The organism is Paracoccus sp. PAMC 22219, assembly GCF_000787695.1.
In the GTDB taxonomy this organism is placed as follows: Bacteria; Pseudomonadota; Alphaproteobacteria; order Rhodobacterales; family Rhodobacteraceae; genus Paracoccus.
The window spans coordinates 1-2,344 of sequence record NZ_BBPH01000114.1 but is presented as its reverse complement, the minus strand read 5'-3'; the positions used below and the strand labels follow the sequence as shown (position 1 = coordinate 2,344).

At 52.6% G+C, this 2,344-nt stretch carries 3 protein-coding genes; 1 reads left to right on the top strand and 2 read right to left on the bottom strand.

Annotated elements, in window-relative coordinates; translation table 11 throughout:
- A partial coding sequence (locus TY51_RS21125) for a GMC family oxidoreductase (protein WP_156118024.1) occupies window positions 1-1,257 on the top strand: 1,257 nt, incomplete at its 5' end.
- A 114-nt stretch (window positions 1,258-1,371) separates the two neighbouring features.
- Here the strand turns inward: TY51_RS21125 and TY51_RS13005 are convergent.
- Window positions 1,372-1,911 carry a universal stress protein gene (locus TY51_RS13005; protein ID WP_197054763.1) on the bottom strand — a complete coding sequence of 180 codons (540 nt, stop codon included), beginning with the start codon at window positions 1,909-1,911 and terminating at the stop codon, window positions 1,372-1,374.
- Between the two features lie 138 nt (window positions 1,912-2,049).
- A complete protein-coding gene (locus TY51_RS21995; RefSeq protein WP_156118023.1) occupies window positions 2,050-2,214 on the bottom strand; it encodes a hypothetical protein in 165 nt (54 codons plus the stop codon).
- Between the last annotated feature and the right edge of the window lie 130 nt (window positions 2,215-2,344).

Genomic DNA, 2,344 nt, shown 5'->3' with positions numbered 1-2,344 from the left:
GGAATCGAAAGTTATAGAGAAAGAGGGTCCCATAGCTCTAGAGGAGCAAATGGCCCACTGAAGGTAACCCAGAGAAGCTTTCGGTCGCCCGTCGTTTCGGCTATGATTTCCGCCGGAGAAGAGTTTGGCCTTCCGTTTCTCGAGGACATTAATCAGCCCAACACTGATGGAATTGGTTTTTCACAATTCACGGTCGACCAAAATGGCAGACGGGAATCAAGTTACTCTACATTTTTGAAGCCTGTAAGGTCACGAAATAACCTGAACATTCGCTGCAATAGCGAAGCTACACGCATTATCATCAAAGACGGCCGAGCCCATGGTGTTATTTGCAACCAGGATGGCGTCGAAAAGACCTATTATGCGATGCGCGAAGTGATCCTTTCAGCCGGCGTAATACAGTCCCCGAAGCTTCTTCAATTATCCGGTGTCGGACCAGCGGCCGTGCTCGAGGAAGCGGGCATTCCGATCGTGCACGCGCTGGAAGAAGTCGGCTCCAATCTTGCAGATCACCCCATGATTGCCATGACTTATGAACTTATGAATGACCCGAAATTGCATCGTGAGCTTAGGACCTTTCGGCTTCCCCTTCATGTCATCCAATACTATCTTGGCTTTAAGGGCTTGATGTCTACAGCGGCTGTACCTGTGACGGCAATGATATCAAATCAAGACAATAAGGCTTGGCCGAATATTCAGTTGGGACTTGTCCCATGCTCAATCCAGAACAGTCTAAAAAAACCCGGCTCGATTGGAAGGGGACAGCCCAAAACCAGACCAGGCATCATGTTTTTAGGATATGATCTACGCCCCCGAAGCCGAGGGAAAATCAAGATTTCTTCGGCTGATTATCGCGTACCGCCCAATATATCGATGAACTGGGGAGAGCATCCACAGGATCGCGGTACGCAGGCCGAGATCGTCAATATCATTAGAAAGTTCGCGCGCAGCAAAGCGCTTTCCTCCTACTGCGGTGAGGAAGTCACTCCCGATAGAGTAGACTATAGCGATACTACAGTCGTAGCGGAGCCAAGTTTATTGGTAAAGTCAGGACTTCATGGAAATGGTACCTGTCGAATGGGCGCAGACCCGCGGTCAAGCGTCGTCAACTTCCATCTGCAAGTACATGGGATACCAAACCTACGCATAGCGGATGCATCAATTATGCCGCATCCTGTTTCTGGAAATACCAATTCTACAGCAATGATCATCGGCGCAAAAGCAGCTGAAATAATAATTAGCGCCATAGCATATTAGATTTTTGGGTCGGTATCTACACGCGATCAAGACAGCATAGGCGCCAGCATAGGTTTCGTGGCAGGCGGCAGGTTTCAGGTTCAGAGTGGGGAGCTCTGGTGATGGCATGGATGCTCAATGCGACAACAGAACCGGTAGTTTCAGATCGCGAAAAATCCCGGTCGTGGCACCGCCGATCACGAAATCGCGCATCCGGGAATGGCCGAATGCACCCATAACCATCATGTCGACGTTATTTTCCAGCGCATGGTCCTGCAATGTGCGCCCTATTGGCCGCTGTCGACTCTGCACCAGAGCAATTGTCGCGTCGACGTCATGTGAGCGAAGGTAGTCGACCAATTTCAGGCCTGGATTGTCCATCAGCATCATCTTTTCATCCGTCACCACCACAATCGAAACCGTTTTCGCGAGCCGGAGAAAGTCGCGTGCGTCGGCGACAGCACGAGCGGCCACACGACTTCCGTCCCATGCGATCATGATGCTCTGATAGTGCGAAGGCGGCAAGTCTTGCGGTACCAGAAGGGCTGGCCGACCCGAACCGAATACCACCGTCTCTGCAGTCGCAGCCATTGTCGCATCGTTGGCGCTAAGCGCGGTTACAATCAGGTCGTAATATCCTGAGTAGGTTTCGGTCGCATTGCCAAAGGCCCCCAACGCGCAGTCAACCTCGGTGTGGAGGAGTTGATGCCGTTGGGTCCAAGCGCTTGTTCCATCGCCGTCACCAAGGCTGCACCTTGGGAGCGGCATTTCTCGGTAGCCTCACGGGTCATGCCATCCACATTGATGATCATGTCACCGATCAGCGACGAGGTGGGTGGGGGTGGGAAGGTGGCGTTCCAAAACCAATCCATGAACTGCAGCCCCCAGGTGCCGGGCAACGGTACCCACTTGGGCCGCAATGTTGGAAGAGTTGCCGTTGGGGTAGGTGTGCAACGGCATGAGGATCTGGGTGGCCATGGGGTTTCCTTGAATGACAGGGCATTAAAGAATCTGGGAGGCGATCAACAGCACCTAGGGATGACAGGACCTTCGGAGATCCCAAGCCACATCACCGGCGGCTCGATCACACCAGCAGAATACTACCGCA